We start from the raw sequence: 15,525 nt of genomic DNA, 5'->3' as shown, positions 1-15,525 counted from the left end.
TCGAGAGCCTCAGGCATCGGATCACGATTACAGTTTCTTTTGCATCGGATCTTGGTTATTCTTTCTTTCACACGTAGGATATGCTTACTCTTCTGTTTATACTCCATCATGAGAAAGCTACTTTTTATAGTATCTCAACGACTCAAAATAAAATCATCAAGTAATCTATCAAGAAAAACATCATCGAAATCGGCTCACCAATTAAAGTAAGGAACCCGGTGGCTGAGGCACTCGAAGCCACCTCTGGCATTGGATCAGAATTGATCACTCATTAGTAACCGCACATTACTTTCCCGTACTACAAATCTGCTTCACTTCTCAAATCTCGATAGGCAATTGCTAGCTGGGGCAAAAGTTCTGGTGTGCCGTTGATCAGCGCTTCCTTCTTTCTCCTGCTCCATCCCTGCACCTGTTTTTCGCGGTAGAAGGCAAGATCGATTCTGTCGTATTCTTCGAAATACAGCAATTTTACGGGCAGTCGTTTTTTGGTGTTATTGGCTCCTTCCCCACGCTGATGCTGAGCAAGCCGCAGTTCGAGATTGTTGGTACTTCCTGTATAATAACTGCCGTCTGAGCACAGGAGAATATACATCCAGCCTTTCATATTTGTGTTTTAATTATAAAATTAATCATATTTTCTGATTCAAATTAAGAATAGTGCTTAGAAAATTTTTGGATAGAATATTGAAAAAGATGTAAAAGCCATTTCACATTTCTAGTAAATAAATGGTAACCTAGGTTCTAAGCGGTCTGAAGTCTTCATCTAACGGTTTAAGATTTTAAATACAAATGTTAGTTATATTTTTAAACCGAATGACACTCAATTTCTAAACTGAATAATGGCCGAAACTCTATAAAATGATAGCTGAGGTCCTTCATCCAATGGTTCTGAGATTTTAAATAAAAATGTTAGTTACGTTTCTAAACCGACTGACACTAAATTTCTAAACGGAATAATGGCTAAAACCCTATACAAAATGGTGGCTGAGGCTCTCGAAGCCACGATAAAGTTTCTCATTATTTAAAAAGTATTCCATTTTTTCACTAATTTGCAGATAATTAATGCAGTCAGGCAATGAAAAGAATACTTTTATTCTGTTTTTTCTCGGCTTTTACGGGCCAGCTTTCTTCACAGCAAACCGTTGACAAAGCGCTTCAAACTTTAAATGAAAAATTTTCTCAGGAAAATATTTACATGCTCACTGATAAAGATTTATATCTTTCTGGGGAGACAGTTTGGTTTAATGCGATGGTTTTCAGGAATTTTACAACCTCAGATCTGTCCACCAATTTTTTTGTTGAGATCTATGACCGCAACAAGAAGCAAATTTTAAAAAAGCGTTTTCCTGTTTTTAATGGTGCTGTACAGGGAAGTATTCAGCTTCCTGAAAGTCTGAGCGAAGATGTGTATTTCTTCCGGGCTTATACTCCAATGATGAGTAATCTGAATGAAGATTTTCAGTATTTGAAGCAGATTCCGGTTTACAATCCTGATTCTCCAAAAAAACTGGTGGCAGATAAAACATCCTCTTGGACTGCCACACTGCATCCTGAAGGAAATACGCTGATACAGGGAATTTCAAGTAAAGTTGCCGTGCGTCTGCACTCGAAAGGAAAACCTCCGGCACAGTGGGAAGGATATGTCATAGAGAAAAGCAATCCAGAAAAGAAAATTTCCACTTTCAGAGGATTCGACGGAAATGTTGGAATTTTTACATTTACTCCGGAAAAAGATAAGATTTATGAAGCCGTCATTACAGATAATAACGGACAGAAAAATACCGTAGCTCTACCAAAAGCTGCGGAAACCGGAGTAAGTCTTCAGGTGATCAGTGAAAAAGACAACATTCGGTATAAAGTTCAGAATACAGCACAGAGCTTTCCTTTTTATACCGTTGTAGCCAACATTGGAGATCAGCTTGTGTATAAAGCCAAAATCAATCAGCTAAAAGACGTTTTTCAGTCAATTCCAACGAATCAACTGATCAACAGTGTCTTGCAGATTACGGTTTTTGATGATAAGGATAATGTTCTGGCAAGTAGAATGTGTTTTGTCATGCCTCAGAATCTTTTAGTTTCAGTACCTGAGGTAACAGCCAAAACTTTGAGCGTAGAAAAAAGAAAGTTGAATTCATTTGAAATAAAATCAATGAAAGGCATTCCGAATTATTCTGTCGCCGTATTTGATCCTGAGGATAAAAAATCTCTGCAGGACGAAAATCTTTTGAGTTCATTATGGCTCAGCAGTACTGTTACCTCAAAAGTAGATCGCCCTACTCAATATTTTTCTGAAAAAAGAAATGTAGAAGCGCTGGATGCACTCCTGATTTCCGAACAGTGGAAAATGTTTGACTGGAAAGAAATTATGGCAGGAAAATATCCAACTATTATCAATCAGTCTTCAAAATTTATTTCCTACAAAGGAAGAGTTACCCTCAATGCGAAACCTGCGGCCCAGCAGAACCTCATTATGTTTGTGGATGGAGATCAGTCTGGCAATCAGATTTTCGAGGTGGAGACCGACAGCAATGGCGAGTTCTTTTTTGACAATATGATTTTTGAAAAACCCATTAAAATTACCTATCAGATTAACGGAGCCAATGCTGCTCTTAAAAGCAGAACCAATGTTTTCATCAATCCTACCAACACTTTTATTCCATTAAAAAAAGAATTGCCTGCGGTAGAAAATTACCAACTGGTAGACAGAAAATCATCTTCAGAAATAGCACAGTCTGCGGAATTGGCTAAAACCATAGAAGCAAGAAGATCTAAAAAAGAGTACAACGAAAGAATCACTACAATTGAAGAAGTAAAAATAAAAGCCAAAAAGAAGAGTCTTACAGAAGAACTTAATAAAAAACTCAGCAGTCCACTGTACAGCAGCATCAATGAAATTGTCTTTGATTTCGTTAATGAAAACCAGTCTGCCCAAAGTTCACCCAATATTTTACAGTGGCTTCAGGGTCGCGTTGCCGGATTGACGATTAATTATGACGGCGGAACTCCTACTCCATACATCCGTCAGGGAAAAGCCAACATTTATCTGGATGAAATGCTGATGGATGCAAACTCGCTCAGCGGAATTTCATCTGCGAATATAGCAATGGTAAAAATAATTAAAGAAGGCACCGTAGGAATGACCGGCAGCGGAAATGGCGCTGTATTGATCTACACCAAAAGAGGCGACACTCAGGCGCCAGCCCGTGCCAATAATATGCTGACAATGACTGATCTTAATTTTTTTGTAATGGAAGGTTATAACCAGTCTGAAAAATATCCTGATGCAGATTATGGAAATTCTGAACTTTCTAAAATAAGCTATGATTACCGTTCTGTGTTATACTGGAATTCTTCTCTGGAAACCGAGGAACCTAATCCGGCAGCAGTTGATTTTTATAATAACGACACGGCAAAAAAATACAGATTCATCATCATGGGATCTGATAATGAAAATTACACACCGGTGTATTATGACAAAATACTACCTTAGTATTTCATTTAATTTTTTTAAAATTATTGAGATAAACTTAATCTGATAGTATCTTTTTTAGATTTAAAAATAATCGAGTTTATTAATTATAGCTTGACACCAAGATCCTTTTACGGGATAATTTAGTATCAAAAATTCAGGGCGGGGCAACCCGTCTTTTTTCTTTTTAAAATCTTATTTTAGCAGTTCCAAAAATGCCGCATGAATACGACCGACTTTATCAAAAGCACTCTTACTGTTTCCGAAAAAAGCATCAACGCTACTTTAAAATTACTTTCTGAAGACTGCACCATTCCGTTTATCTCCCGCTACCGAAAAGACGCAACAGGAAACCTGGATGAGATACAGATCGAACAGATATTTAAACTGAATAAACAGTTTGATGAAATTGTAAAACGTAAAGAAAGTATTTTAAAATCCATTGTAGAACAGAATGCGCTAAGTGCTGAGTTAAAAAACAGAATTGATGAAAGTTTTGACCTGCAGGAGCTGGAAGATTTGTATTTGCCTTTCAAAAAACGCAGAAAAACAAAAGCTGATGCAGCGAAAGAAAAAGGACTGGAACCTTTAGCCAAAATCATTATGAGCCAAAAATCCAGTGATTTACAGCATTTGGTTTCGAAGTATCTGAATGATCAGGTGCAGTCTGAAGAAGAAGCTCTGCAAGGCGCGAGAGACATTATGGCAGAATGGATCAACGAAAATATGTATGTCCGTAAGAATCTCCGCAGATTTTTTCAACGGAAAGCATTAATCACTTCAAAAGTGGTGAAAGCCAAGAAAGATGAAGAAGGTGCGCAGAAGTTTTCACAGTATTTTGAATGGGAAGAAAGTCTGAACAGAACTCCTTCTCACCGTCTGCTGGCGATGCTGAGAGCTGAAGCTGAAGGTTTTGTGAAAACCAACATCGGCATTGATAAAGATGAAGCAGTAGATTTTATAGAAAACGCAGTAATAAAATCCAGAAATGAAAGCTCAGAGCAAATTTCCTTAGCGATTAAAGATTCGTATAAAAGACTTCTGGAGCCTGCCATTTCAAATGAGGCGCTTCAGGAAGCTAAAGAAAAAGCAGATAAAAAAGCCATTGAAATCTTTTCTGAAAATTTAGGTCAGCTTTTACTGGCTCCGCCATTGGGTGAAAAGAGAATCTTGGCAATCGATCCTGGTTATAAAAGTGGCTGTAAGGTGGTCTGTCTGGATGAAAAAGGAGATTTGCTCCACAACGAAACTCTTTACCCGCACGCACCTCAGAACGAGAGCGGTATGGCTATGAAAAAAATCCGATCGATGGTGAATGCTTACAATATTCAGGCTATCTCTATTGGAAACGGAACTGCAAGTCGCGAGACCGAATTTTTCATTAAAAAAATAGCTTTTGATAAGCCTTTGCAGGTTTTTGTGGTCTCGGAAGCCGGAGCCTCGGTGTATTCTGCAAGTAAAATCGCAAGAGATGAATTCCCAAGTTATGATGTGACCGTGCGTGGTGCCGTTTCTATCGGAAGACGTTTGGCCGATCCGTTAGCAGAACTGGTGAAAATTGATGCAAAATCAATTGGTGTGGGACAGTATCAGCACGATGTAGATCAGACTCAGCTTAAAAACGAACTGGATTCTACGGTGATGAAATGTGTAAATTCTGTCGGAATTAATTTGAACACTGCCAGTAAATCGCTCTTAAGTTATGTCTCGGGAATCGGTGAAAAAATGGCAGAAAATATTGTGAATTACCGTGCTGAAAACGGAGCTTTCGAAGACCGGAAGCAACTGAAGAAAGTTCCACGTCTCGGCGAAAAAGCATACCAACAGGCTGCAGCATTTATCAGAATCACCAATGCAAAAAATCCTTTAGACAATTCGGCGGTACATCCTGAAGCTTATGGAATAATCGAGAAAATGGCAAAAGATTTAGGGATAAAAACTGACGAACTGATTGCCAACAAAGAGAAAATCGCTCTGGTTCAACCTGAAAAATACACTAATGAGACAATTGGTATTTTAGGGATAAAAGATATTTTAAAAGAACTTGAAAAACCAGGTTTGGACCCGAGAAAAGCGGCTAAAGTTTTTGAATTTGACCCGAATGTAAAAAGCATTAAAAATCTGAGCATCGGAATGATTCTTCCGGGAATAGTCAATAATATTACCGCTTTCGGATGTTTTGTAGATTTGGGAATTAAAGAAAGCGGACTGGTTCATATCTCGCAGTTGAAGGAAGGCTTTGTCTCTGATGTGAATGAAGTGGTGAAACTTCATCAGCATGTTCAGGTGAGAGTAACTGAGGTGGATGAGGCGAGGAAAAGAATTCAGCTGAGTATGATTTTGTAATTTAAAATATTCATGAAAATGTTTTTTTCGCATTTTTAAATACTAACTTACAGTCTGCAACATTGAAGATCTCTGAACTAAAAGTTAAAAAAATCATTCACAGACCGACCCGTCAATTTGATGTGTCGGGAAAGAGAATTTATAATGAGTTTGAATATGATTTGCCCTATCGTGCAAGTTTCAGAAATAATGAAAAGCAGCGAATTTTTGCCAAAATTATTGATCTGCTTCCGTTCTTTCTAGTTTTCTTTTTTATTTTTCATCAACCCGGATTTTTCTCTATTTTATATTCCATCATATCAGTAATTGTTCTTGGAACATTGACAGAGACCAAATGGGGAACAACAATGGGAAAAAAAATATTTAAAATGAAAGTCATTGATGAAAGCGGGAATTATCCTGTAATTCTCAAGTCTTTCTGCAGAAATCTTTTATGCCTTGCCGCTTTTAAGCTTTTAGTAAACGATTATATTCCTCCACTAAATGAAGTCTTAAAAATAGAGCATAAAGAAGCGAACTTTACGATTCACATGAATAACAAAGTCTGCAGAACCTATATTGTAAAAGAAAGCCAGGTATGGGAAATCAGAAAATTACTTGATGGTAAAATTCATGAAGCTGTTCTTTCATAAAATATTAATAACGAAGCAATGCCTATTCTCATATTTAGAAAACATTGTGCGATTAAAATAAAACAGGCAGCCTAAGATAAGCTGCCTGTTTTTTATAAATCTATCTGATTAGAATTTGAAATCTGATTTCCTGATATTTTTGTTGTAGTATAAATCAAGCAGAGTCATCACCTGATCGCCATTCTCAGACCTCAGTGTAGTTTTTGAGCAGTAATTAAGATCACCGTATTTCTTATATTCTGTGCATAGTGTTGTCGAAAAGGAACCTTTTGCAGGATTTTCATGGACTTCTTTTTTCAGTAAAAAACTTTCAGTATCGTAGTATAAATTGGTAACGCTTCCATCTTTTGCAGTTACTTTTACAAGTTGAAGTTTATTTTCCTGATCTGTCCCTACAAACTCGGCTTTGTATAAAGAAGGATCGAGATAGGCAATTTCATTCATTATATATTTACGATCCAGCTTATCTTTAAATTCTTCCTGATCAGCCACTTTCTTTTCACCATTAACAGTCTCGTATCCAGTCTTACCGTCAAACCATGATCTGTAAACAATTCTTCCCTGATATTCAATTTCAAAACTTCCCATATTCGGCGCCATTTCTTTTGTAATATAATTAACATTTCTGCCATCCATTACCGTAGAAGACTTTGTGTAAAGCGTTTTGATACTGCTTAAAAGGTCTTTTCCTCCCGTTGTATCGATTGCTTTTTCTATAATTTCTTTAGCTTTGGTTTCATTGGTACTTTGCGAAAACGCTGTTTGATGCGCTGCAAATACAGAACAAATTGTAATAGCTGTGGTCAGTAGTTTCATGGTAATTTTTATGTTTTTTTTAAAATTTATTTATATTCTTTAGAATCTCTTCTCGGCTCTCTTACTTCCGGCCATTTTGCTATTTCGCCTTTATCATCCTGTGGCATTGTTCTTCTTTCTCTGCTTGTAAATTCAGGATCTTCAGAAGCCATATAGGCTAATGTTGCGGTAAGAATTACATTGTTTTTCACCTCATCAAAAACAATTTTGTCATACGTATCTTTGGTCGTGTGCCAAGTGTAACCGAAATAGCCCCAGTTCAGTGAGCTTAAAGAAAATCCGGGAACTCCGGCTGCTACAAATGAAGCATGGTCTGAACCTCCTCCACCAGGCATTCCCGGGAAGTCGGTTTTGATGTGATCTCTTACATTCTTAGGAACTGCATTCAGCCATTTTCCGATATAATCATACGATTTTACAAAACCCTGTCCCGCAATATTGATGACTCTTCCTGTACCATTATCCTGATTGAAGACTGCCTGCGTTCCTTTAATAATATTCGGATTGTCGGCCACAAAACCTCGCGAGCCGTTCAAACCCTGTTCCTCACTTCCCCATAATCCGACAACAATTGTTCTTTTAGGATTCGGATAATATTTTTTAAGAATTCTCATGGTTTCAAGCATTGTTAAAACTCCTGTTCCGTTATCTGTCGCACCCTGAGCACCATCCCAGGAATCCAGGTGCGCAGAAAGAATAACATACTCGTCAGGTTTTTCTGAACCTTTAATCATACCGACCGTATTGAATGTTTTGGCATCCGGCAAAATCTTGGACTGAGCATCTATTTTTATTCTCGGCTTACTGCCTTTTTCAGCCATTCTGTAGAGCATTCCGTAATCTTCCACATCAATATCGATCATCGGAATTTTGGAAGTTTTTGCTCCGAAAATACGGTTGGCACCCATAATTCCGGTCCAGTTTGAAATGGCAATTCCCGACGCTCCCGCTTTTTCCAAAGCTTCGGGCAAAGTGTTGTTATCATAACCGATATTTTTCACGTACTCTCTGAAATCTTTTGAAGCCTGTTCTTTTTCAGCCTTCAGTTTCTCGTATAACTCCGGAGTTGCAAATTCTTTGATCTGCTCATCCGAACGGCCGATTTTCTGGTATTGTGCCATCAGAACGATCTTCCCTTTTGCGGAAGGCAACCATTGACCGAATTCTGCTTTGGAAGACACTTTTGGTAGAACTACCACTTCTGCTTCGACAGCTTTTTTTGTGGATGGACTCCAAGCTAACTGAGTTGCTGAAAGAGACTTTGCTCTCGGATACACCATATCCACGTGGGTTGTTCCTCTCTGCCAGCCTTTCCAGGTTCCGAACTGCTGTAGATTGGCTTCAATTCCCCATGATTTTAATTTACCGGCAGTCCACTCATTGGATTTCAGCATCTCGGGTGTTCCCACAAGACGTGGCCCAATGCCATCCAGAAGTTCAAATGCCATATCTTCCAACTGAGAGTGATTATTGGCTTCATTTACAAAACTTTCAACAATAGGATTTAATTTCTGAACGGTAGACTGTGCGTTGGCAAACTGACTCGCCAAAATGACTGCAGGAACTGCAAAAAAGGTGTTGATCTTCATACTTTTTATTGATTGGCATAAAGATAAAGTTATTTGTTGAAAATTCTTAATCTTCTGTTGACGCTTTATAATTCAAGTTTACTAATCAATTAAAAAAATAAAAAATCTGTGAAGATCTGCATCACCGACGGAAAATTATTCTTATCGGCAGCACAGATCCACAGATCTAAAAAATAAAAAAATTACTACTTAAAATTTGAGGGTAAACTGTCTTTTACCTGGCTCTTTTAACTTTTATAGCGGATACTGAATCGCCTTATCCAGTTCAATCGGATTGTTGTATTTTCTTATTGACTGTCGTAAACGTTCATTGACCTCTCGTGTATTAGTCTGGTTTACTTTGGTGCCGTCATTCAGATAAAATTCTTCATTCGATTTTGTAGCTCCCGAATTATTTCGCAGTGCATTAATAGGAGAATCGTAATATTTAAGTTTCGCTGATCTGTATCGATCCTGATCAACGGCCACGCTCTGAGACATAAAATAAGTAATGTATTCATTGACATAAGGCTTTGCCAGTTTCTGAGTTTTCACCAGTTCAAATCTGTAATTACTCTTATCATCATAAAGCTCAACAATCAATCCCGGAAGTCCGTGAAATTTATACGGACCTTCCTGAAATGGAATATCTGCAGTAAACCAAGCAATCCAATTTCTTCCGCCCCAGGTTGTCGTTGCTTTTTGTAAGTTTAAATCCTTTACTTTCTTTTTTTCAGTGGTCAGCTTCCAGTTTTGACTGTTTTCGGAAGAAAGTTTAAGAACAATATTATCAAGAATGTCATAATCGTCATAGCGTGCTTTACCAGACTGATGCACAATAATGCTTGACGTATTAAATTTCGAATCTTTAGGAATCGCCAAATTATTGGCAACCAAAGAATCACCTACGAAGAAATCGCGCGGATAATATTTTACCTCTTTCGGTTCTATATCGAGATGGTAATTTTCTTTTGTGGTGATATTCTGTGTAGAATCTTTTTTGTATTCAACATCATAAATAAAACGGTGCGTCTGTGCTTTTAAAGTAAACGACGTTAGGATACACGCTGATAGTATAAATTTTTTCATAGTATTTATTTCTGATTGATAAATTCCTGTTCTTCTTCCGAAAGTAAAACCGTGATTTCTTTATTGTCTTTTACCGGAACATTTAACCAAATGCTCTTCGCAAAATCTACTTTAGGAGTAAGACCTTTATGATCAGATTTGGTAAAAGTATTGTAGACAATCTCACGCATCGACTTTTTCACATGTGTTTCATCTTTATAAAACATGGTATAATTGTCGGTTTCATACCTGTTTAAAGCCGGAAGGTAGAGACCGTCTTTTTTATAAAAATCATAGGTTATGGTGGCATTGCCATACTTATAATCAAATGCTCTTCCGTCTGTTGCGACCTTTTTCTCAACCGGTAAATCATCCATTGCATAAATGGTCTGGAAATACGTGATTACCTTATCAGTCTTATTGTATTTCAGGCTGCCTTCTATGTTGATCCCTCTTTGAACCTTTATTTTAAAACTGATCAGTTGCTCACCATCTTCTTCTGATATTAATACACCTGAATATTTTGCCTGAGAGGATTTTATAAACATCAGAGTCCTGTTCAGTTCATAGTTAAAGAAATAATTCCCCATCTGCTCATGTGAAAATTTATCCTCAGTGGCAGTAAAGATACTGTCGGACTTAATGATTTTCAGATATTTTACATTATTCAACTGTAGTTGGAGTATATCATCAAACCTTTTGTTATAGCCATCTTTGTAATTATACCAGTTGCATTTACTCCACAATTTTGCTTCGGAGATCGCCATAAAATGAAGCTTACCATTATCAAAGCTTTTCTGTTTCATGACCACATCATACATTGAAGGCTCTTCATAATATCTTTTCTGATAATTTTTAAAAACATCATCTAAAAGCTTTTTAATATCTACGCTTACAATTTTTACCTCTTCAATTTCTTTGAAGGCAGGCTGAAGTTTAATTACTGAATTGAAATTTTTAATCTTTTCTTTTTTGAAACCGGATGCCGAGACTTCAAAATCTTTAGAATTTCCATCTACAGGTGTAAAACCATCCTCATTGGTATACAGCAGCTGATCGGGTAAAACGATTCGGGCGTTGCCAATGGGTTTGCCATTTTCAGCATCTACGATCTGAATTTTTTGTGAATAAAGGAATGTTGAAAAAATGAGAAATATAATAGAAATTCGCTTCATATAGGTTTGGTTTTCATCGTTATTTGATGTCACAAATATATATTTCACAAAGCATACAATTCAATAGAAAATGAATTAATTAGCACTAATTATCAGTATTTAACTTATTTCAAATAAAAATTGGGAATTCTGTTGCAATCTTAGAATATTTTAACAGAAGAGTTGGGTGGCATCTGTCCTCGCATACTGTTTAGGTATTGAAAAAACGCAAGCAGAACAGCATAAAAAAAGCCGGCTAAACGTAGCCGGCTGAGTCTGTATTATTTTTTTGATTCTTCTACAGAAACTTTTCTGAATTCTTTGAACAATTTGCTCAATTCTAAAGCTGATTTACGAGCTCTTGTACCCGCTGCTTTATTTCCTTTTTCTGATTGTTGGTTTGCTTCAGATGCAAACGCTTCGAATTCTGCGTTGATTTTTTCAATAAGTTCTTTCATGTCTATAAAATTTAGGGTGCAAATATATGTTTTCAGATGCATCCAGCCTAACATTGATGAAAAAATTTAATGCTAAACGTGAATTATTTACTTTAAATCTTAAAATAGATGTGTTTATACGTTAAAAAAGTCATCTATAAATGGCTGAGTTGGTGATTTAACATTTAATTTTGATGAAATTTAACTTATCCATATTGATCTCATGAAATTCCTTTTATCCAATCAGGAAACTGAAAGACTCCGATTCCGACAACTCCAACCTGCAGATTTTACCGTTTGGCTGGAATTATTCCGGGATGATGAAACGTCAAAATTGCTTGGAATGCAGGATTTTCAAACTCCTGAAGAACGTTGTAAAAAATGGTTCGAATGGACTTTTCACCGGTATGAAAATAATTTAGGTGGACAAAACGTTCTCATCTGCAAAGAAACCAATCTGTTGATCGGGCAATGCGGACTTTTGGTACGGGAAGTTGATCATAAATTTGAACTGGAAATCGCCTACTCTATTCTTCCTGAATTCAGACAGAAAGGATTTGCCTACGAAAGCGCCCGTAAATGTAAAGAGTTTGCCTTTGAAAATAATTTCCATCACAGATTAATTTCAATGATATATCCGGAAAACGAAAACTCAAAAAAGGTTGCCTTAAAAAACGGAATGACCTTCAATAAAAAACTGATTTACAACAATAAAGAGATGGATATTTTTGCTGTTACAAAAGAAATTTAAATAAAATACTATTCGTTTTTATTCAATAAACTTTTCAGGCTTCGGTTCAGACTTCTCACAGAAACCCCAAGATAGGCAGCCATATTTTCTTTTGAAATAGCAATATCCTGATGAGCCTGAAGTTCCAGTAATCTATTCAAACTTTCTTCAACGGTGTAGAGCTGTTGGTAGGAAGCACGACTCGATGTGTTGAAAATACGTTCTGCAAAAACATCGATTAAAAACCTGTTGAATTTAATATCTTCTTCCAAAAGTCTATTAAAATATGGACGCGAAATTGAAAAAACACTCACTGTTGTCAGCGCTTCAATGCTGCACAAAGCTTTGACCTGACGGATATTTTCGAGCTCGCCCACAATTTCCCCACTTCCAGAAAACTCCAGAATGTACTCCTTTCCGTTTTCTTCCGTGAGGCTGCATTTTACAATTCCTTCTTTGATGAGCATCACTTTATTTACCTCCTCATCCTGAGATAAAATCAGTTCATCTTTCTCAAAATATTTTACTGTAATATCTTCTTTACGTTTCTGTTGGTCATAAAGTTCATGTACATAAGCCAGAAAAGACTGATTGGTTCTTAGCATTTTTCGTCGGGACAAATGTCCTTTTTATTAATGATTATGTTTAAGAATTTTGCCGTCACAAAGCATACAAAGATAAAAACAAAAGTTTACCTTCTCAAACAACAATAAATTTAAAATAAAATGAAAACATTAATTGAAATTAACGAATGGGACCGCAAAGAACAATATCTTTTTTTCTCTCAGTTTGAAGAGCCTTTTTTCGGGACAACCGTAAATATTGACTGTACAAAAGCTTATCATTTTGTAAAAGAAAAAAATCAATCCTTCTTTCTTTACTATTTATTCAGAGCAATAAAAGCCGCCAATGAAATTGAAAATTTCAGATACAGAATTATAGATAACGTACCTTATCTTTATGAAGTTATTCATGCATCTGCAACAATTAATCGTCCAAATAATACATTTGGCTTCTCATATATCGATTATCATTCGGATGAAAATATTTTTCGAAACACTGCAAAAGAAGAAATCGAACAGGTGAAGTTGTCGAACACGCTTCTTCCTGCAAAAGGTGGTGATAATGTAATTCATTTTTCTGCAGTTCCCTGGTTAAATTTTACATCAATCTCACACGCCAGAAAATTCTCGATTTCAGATAGCTGCCCGAAAATTTCATTTGGAAAAATGACCGATTCAGATGGTATTAAAACAATGAATATTTCTATTCATGGGCATCATGCCTTGATGGACGGTTTTCATGTCGGACTTTTCACCGAAAAATTCCAGTCTTTAATGAATGAAAATTAGACTTTATAGATTTTCTCAACATTTTTAAACTGCTAAGTCTTTTTATTTTGTACAAAAAATCAGAGTAATAGCATACTTCAACATCAACATTATTCTGATTTTTGTAAGTCAGCTTGGTAACAAACATTTTTTTCATTTTGAAGTGATGAATTTTTATCGGTAATTTCCAGTGTTAAAGATTATATTGTAGAAACAGAATTCGATTCTCAGACAGGATTGAAAATGAAATCACACAAATGCTTTGTTCAGGTAAGATTTAAAAAATTAGAAAAGAAAATACTCATACGACCTTTACCAACCATTCAAAATTTCAAAACCTTTGAACATCAGCGGATGAACTGATTATAATGATTCAAGCTAAAATTGAAATACCAAATCTTTCCATTTTAAAAAATTCTGTTAACTTTAAAAACGCGCAATCGATTACACAATTATCGCTGGATTTTTGTTTTTTTTCCGGTACCGACAGTGCAGGATAATCATTCAGCATAATTATTTTAGATTGCAATTATTAAACATGACAATTTATCAACTTCTATATAGTTTGACATTATGAAAAAACTCGTATTTCTACTGCTTACATCAGTCTCGATATCACTCTCGGCTCAATATCAACCGTGGACTTCCGCAAAGCAGCCTTTAAAAGAAATTAAAGCTTTAAAGAAACAAATCAAAAAACCGGAATTCAGAAAAGCAGACTATCTGATTACAGATTTCGGAGCAGTTGGAGATGGAAAAACAAAAAATACGGAAGCGTTCAAAAAAGCAATTGAAAAATGCAGTGCTGAAGGTGGCGGAAGAGTGGTTGTTCCTAACGGCATTTTCCTAACGGGTGCGATTTATCTTGAATCTAATGTAAATCTGCATTTGACAGACGGTTCAACGATTCTGTTCAGTCAAGACAGCAACGACTACCCTATCGTTTTCACGCGCTGGGAAGGAATGGAATGTATGAATTATTCATCTTTGATTTATGCTTACGAAGAAGAAAACATTGCCGTGACCGGAAAAGGAACTTTGGATGGAAATTCAGATTTAGACAACTGGTGGTTCTGGTGTGGTGCAACAAAATACGGCTACAACACATCGCGTCCGGGAAGACAGAACCCTGCAAGAGCTAAACTTCACGAATATATGGCCAACAGAACGCCTGCAAGAGAAAGAATTTTTGGGGACGGATGGTATTTAAGACCGAATTTCGTTCAGCCTTACAAGTCTAAAAACTTTTATATGGCGGATGTTTTGGTAAAAAATTCTCCAATGTGGAATCTCAATCCGGTTTTGTGTGAAAATGTTTTAATTGAAAGAGTAAAAGTAATCAGCCACGGACCAAACAACGACGGTTTCGACCCTGAAGCCTGTAAAAATGTCTGGATTAAAGATTCATATTTTGATACCGGAGACGACTGTATCGCCATCAAATCCGGAAGAGACGAGGACGGAAGAGATATCGGAAGACCTGCAGAAAACCACATCATCGAAAACTGTGAAATGAAAGACGGTCACGGCGGTGTTGTGATTGGAAGTGAAATTGCGGGCGGCGTAAAAAATATTTACGCCATAGGAAACGTGATGGACAGCAAAAATCTTGACCGTGCGTTGAGAATTAAAACAAGCTCAAGCCGTGGCGGAACGATAGAAAATGTATTTTTCTACAAAACAAAAGTGGGCGCTTACAAAGAAGCTGCCGTTCGTTTCAATATGCATTATGAAAAGCCTGGAAATCACATTCCGACCATCAGAAATATCTGGGTTGAAAATTTAACCGTTGACAAAGGCGGGAAATATGCCGTATTCTCTGACGCTTACGAATCTTCGCCAGTAACTGATTTCACAATGATTAATGCAAAAATGGTTGGTGTTCAGATTCCTTACAAAGTAGATTATCTGAAAAATGTGACTTTAAAAAATGTAACCATTAACGGACAGCCATTAACTGAGTTAAAACCATAA

General features: G+C 36.6%; 13 protein-coding genes. 6 read left to right on the top strand and 7 right to left on the bottom strand.

All coding sequences use genetic code 11. From position 1 onward, the window contains the following. Positions 1 to 298: 298 nt before the first annotated feature. Positions 299 to 604: a GIY-YIG nuclease family protein gene (locus tag OMO38_RS09810; RefSeq protein WP_264750003.1), complete on the bottom strand. Its 306-nt coding sequence runs from the start codon at positions 602 to 604 to the stop codon at positions 299 to 301. A gap of 471 nt (positions 605 to 1,075) precedes the next feature. On the opposite strand from OMO38_RS09810, the gene OMO38_RS09805 reads away from it, so the two are divergent. The 3 genes from OMO38_RS09805 (at position 1,076) to OMO38_RS09795 (ending at position 6,447) form a co-directional block, all read left to right on the top strand. Further along, positions 1,076 to 3,490 carry a hypothetical protein gene (locus OMO38_RS09805; protein WP_264750002.1) on the top strand — a complete coding sequence of 805 codons (2,415 nt, stop codon included), beginning with the start codon at positions 1,076 to 1,078 and terminating at the stop codon, positions 3,488 to 3,490. A 201-nt stretch (positions 3,491 to 3,691) separates the two neighbouring features. Continuing rightward, positions 3,692 to 5,815 carry a Tex family protein gene (locus tag OMO38_RS09800; protein WP_264750001.1) on the top strand — a complete coding sequence of 708 codons (2,124 nt, stop codon included), beginning with the start codon at positions 3,692 to 3,694 and terminating at the stop codon, positions 5,813 to 5,815. 62 nt (positions 5,816 to 5,877) lie between these two features. Beyond that, positions 5,878 to 6,447: an RDD family protein gene (locus tag OMO38_RS09795; RefSeq protein WP_264750000.1), complete on the top strand. Its 570-nt coding sequence runs from the start codon at positions 5,878 to 5,880 to the stop codon at positions 6,445 to 6,447. 108 nt (positions 6,448 to 6,555) lie between these two features. Here the strand turns inward: OMO38_RS09795 and OMO38_RS09790 are convergent, their stop codons facing one another. The 5 genes from OMO38_RS09790 to OMO38_RS09770 form a co-directional block, all read right to left on the bottom strand. Continuing rightward, positions 6,556 to 7,263, bottom strand: a complete 708-nt coding sequence (locus OMO38_RS09790; RefSeq protein ID WP_264749999.1) for a hypothetical protein — start codon at positions 7,261 to 7,263, stop codon at positions 6,556 to 6,558. Between the two features lie 26 nt (positions 7,264 to 7,289). Then, the gene (locus OMO38_RS09785) at positions 7,290 to 8,852 is read right to left on the bottom strand and encodes a M20/M25/M40 family metallo-hydrolase (protein ID WP_264749998.1); all 1,563 of its coding nucleotides are present in this window, start codon (positions 8,850 to 8,852) and stop codon (positions 7,290 to 7,292) included. 234 nt (positions 8,853 to 9,086) lie between these two features. Beyond that, positions 9,087 to 9,920, bottom strand: a complete 834-nt coding sequence (locus OMO38_RS09780; RefSeq protein ID WP_264749997.1) for a GLPGLI family protein — start codon at positions 9,918 to 9,920, stop codon at positions 9,087 to 9,089. Positions 9,921 to 9,925: 5 nt separating this feature from the next. Further along, the gene (locus tag OMO38_RS09775; protein WP_264749996.1) at positions 9,926 to 11,074 is read right to left on the bottom strand and encodes a hypothetical protein; all 1,149 of its coding nucleotides are present in this window, start codon (positions 11,072 to 11,074) and stop codon (positions 9,926 to 9,928) included. 260 nt (positions 11,075 to 11,334) lie between these two features. Further along, the gene (locus tag OMO38_RS09770) at positions 11,335 to 11,511 is read right to left on the bottom strand and encodes a histone H1 (RefSeq protein WP_262989762.1); all 177 of its coding nucleotides are present in this window, start codon (positions 11,509 to 11,511) and stop codon (positions 11,335 to 11,337) included. 202 nt (positions 11,512 to 11,713) lie between these two features. Between OMO38_RS09770 and OMO38_RS09765 the strand changes: the two genes are divergently transcribed. After that, positions 11,714 to 12,241, top strand: coding sequence for a GNAT family N-acetyltransferase (locus OMO38_RS09765; RefSeq protein WP_264749995.1), 528 nt, complete (start codon positions 11,714 to 11,716; stop codon positions 12,239 to 12,241). Positions 12,242 to 12,249: 8 nt separating this feature from the next. Here the strand turns inward: OMO38_RS09765 and OMO38_RS09760 are convergent, their stop codons facing one another. After that, entirely contained in the window at positions 12,250 to 12,825 is a 576-nt protein-coding gene (locus OMO38_RS09760) for a Crp/Fnr family transcriptional regulator (RefSeq protein ID WP_264749994.1), read from the bottom strand. Between the two features lie 120 nt (positions 12,826 to 12,945). Here OMO38_RS09760 and OMO38_RS09755 point away from each other — a divergent pair, with 120 nt between their 5' ends. Next, positions 12,946 to 13,572, top strand: coding sequence for a CatA-like O-acetyltransferase (locus OMO38_RS09755; RefSeq protein ID WP_264749993.1), 627 nt, complete (start codon positions 12,946 to 12,948; stop codon positions 13,570 to 13,572). Between the two features lie 552 nt (positions 13,573 to 14,124). Further along, complete coding sequence (locus OMO38_RS09750; RefSeq protein WP_264749992.1) at positions 14,125 to 15,525, top strand: glycoside hydrolase family 28 protein; 1,401 nt, start codon at positions 14,125 to 14,127, stop codon at positions 15,523 to 15,525.

It is taken from the genome of Chryseobacterium kimseyorum, assembly GCF_025971945.1.
Taxonomy (GTDB): domain Bacteria; phylum Bacteroidota; class Bacteroidia; order Flavobacteriales; family Weeksellaceae; genus Chryseobacterium; species Chryseobacterium kimseyorum.
The sequence above is the reverse complement of the archived record's forward strand: the minus strand, read 5'-3'. Positions and strand labels throughout refer to the sequence as shown.

What these genes read in the sequence shown, in the direction of transcription:
- OMO38_RS09810 (WP_264750003.1), bottom strand. Translation starts at nt 604, where the DNA reads ATGAAAGGCTGGATGTATATTCTCCTGTGCTCAGACGGCAGTTATTAT.
- OMO38_RS09805 (WP_264750002.1), top strand. Translation starts at nt 1,076, where the DNA reads ATGAAAAGAATACTTTTATTCTGTTTTTTCTCGGCTTTTACGGGCCAG.
- OMO38_RS09800 (WP_264750001.1), top strand. Translation starts at nt 3,692, where the DNA reads ATGAATACGACCGACTTTATCAAAAGCACTCTTACTGTTTCCGAAAAA.
- OMO38_RS09790 (WP_264749999.1), bottom strand. Translation starts at nt 7,263, where the DNA reads ATGAAACTACTGACCACAGCTATTACAATTTGTTCTGTATTTGCAGCG.
- OMO38_RS09785 (WP_264749998.1), bottom strand. Translation starts at nt 8,852, where the DNA reads ATGAAGATCAACACCTTTTTTGCAGTTCCTGCAGTCATTTTGGCGAGT.
- OMO38_RS09780 (WP_264749997.1), bottom strand. Translation starts at nt 9,920, where the DNA reads ATGAAAAAATTTATACTATCAGCGTGTATCCTAACGTCGTTTACTTTA.
- OMO38_RS09775 (WP_264749996.1), bottom strand. Translation starts at nt 11,074, where the DNA reads ATGAAGCGAATTTCTATTATATTTCTCATTTTTTCAACATTCCTTTAT.
- OMO38_RS09770 (WP_262989762.1), bottom strand. Translation starts at nt 11,511, where the DNA reads ATGAAAGAACTTATTGAAAAAATCAACGCAGAATTCGAAGCGTTTGCA.
- OMO38_RS09765 (WP_264749995.1), top strand. Translation starts at nt 11,714, where the DNA reads ATGAAATTCCTTTTATCCAATCAGGAAACTGAAAGACTCCGATTCCGA.
- OMO38_RS09760 (WP_264749994.1), bottom strand. Translation starts at nt 12,825, where the DNA reads ATGCTAAGAACCAATCAGTCTTTTCTGGCTTATGTACATGAACTTTAT.
- OMO38_RS09755 (WP_264749993.1), top strand. Translation starts at nt 12,946, where the DNA reads ATGAAAACATTAATTGAAATTAACGAATGGGACCGCAAAGAACAATAT.
- OMO38_RS09750 (WP_264749992.1), top strand. Translation starts at nt 14,125, where the DNA reads ATGAAAAAACTCGTATTTCTACTGCTTACATCAGTCTCGATATCACTC.